Origin of the sequence: Lapidilactobacillus concavus DSM 17758 (genome assembly GCF_001435835.1) — a bacterium.
GTDB lineage: Bacteria > Bacillota > Bacilli > Lactobacillales > Lactobacillaceae > Lapidilactobacillus > Lapidilactobacillus concavus.
The window spans coordinates 1-925 of sequence record NZ_AZFX01000073.1; the positions used below are offsets into that span (position 1 = coordinate 1).

General features: G+C 41.8%; 1 protein-coding gene. It reads right to left on the bottom strand.

From position 1 onward, the window contains the following. A partial coding sequence (locus FC15_RS06660) for an IS30 family transposase (RefSeq protein WP_201779858.1) occupies positions 1-826 on the bottom strand: 826 nt, incomplete at its 3' end. Positions 827-925 lie beyond the last annotated feature (99 nt).

The window sequence follows — 925 nt, forward strand, 5'->3', positions numbered from 1 at the left end:
CATTTGTATTCTCATTTGTTCCACGCTGTTCAGGCGAATATGGATCGGGCCAATAGACAGTAACACCTAACCTTTCGCTGATTTCATCAAGATGAAGAAATTCGGTCCCATGATCTGGTGTAATAGAATGAACAAATTCTTTAGGAATGGCCCCTAACAGTTCAACTAAGCCTTTATTTATCTCCTGCGAGTCCTTTTGCACAACCTTTTTGATAAGCGTAAGCCGACTAAGCCGATCGACAATCGTTAAAAGGATGGAGTGACCCGTTCGACCAATCACAGTATCAATTTCCCAGTCACCTATACGTTGACGCTGGTTGATAAAACCAGGGCGCTCATGGATCGAGATATAGTCGGTCTGTACTTCTCGATGTCGTCTAGTATTCTTTGAATGCCGAGTCCGATGTTTATGTCTGAGATGGCGCTGAATACCGGTATCACCACGTGAGGAGTACTTCTCACCTAAATTGTGTTGATAGATATGACGGTAAATTGTGTTGTAGCTAACACACCATTGATGTTCCTTATTAAAGCGAGCGGTAATCTGCTCTGGTGACCAGTGCAGATCTAAGATGTAATGAACAATTTGACGGCGTAATTGTGGATGGCTGTCTAATAGCCGCTTCTTGTGACAATTCTGCCGCTTTTGATGATAGTCATTATCTGCTTTGCTTGGGGAATAATTACCTGCACAACGTTTTAACTCCCGTGAAATAGTGCTTGGATTTCGCCCCAGCCGTAACGCAACAGCCCGGATAGATAACCCCTTAGCTCGTAAAAACATAAGTATTTCACGTTCTTTTATAGTAAGATGTTTATAGCTCATACCGGATACCTCGAATTGTTTGATTTGGTCGTTAAACATATTCTACCCGGTATGGGTTTATTTTTTTACTTTGTGTTGCATTTCAATTGTAAATTCGCC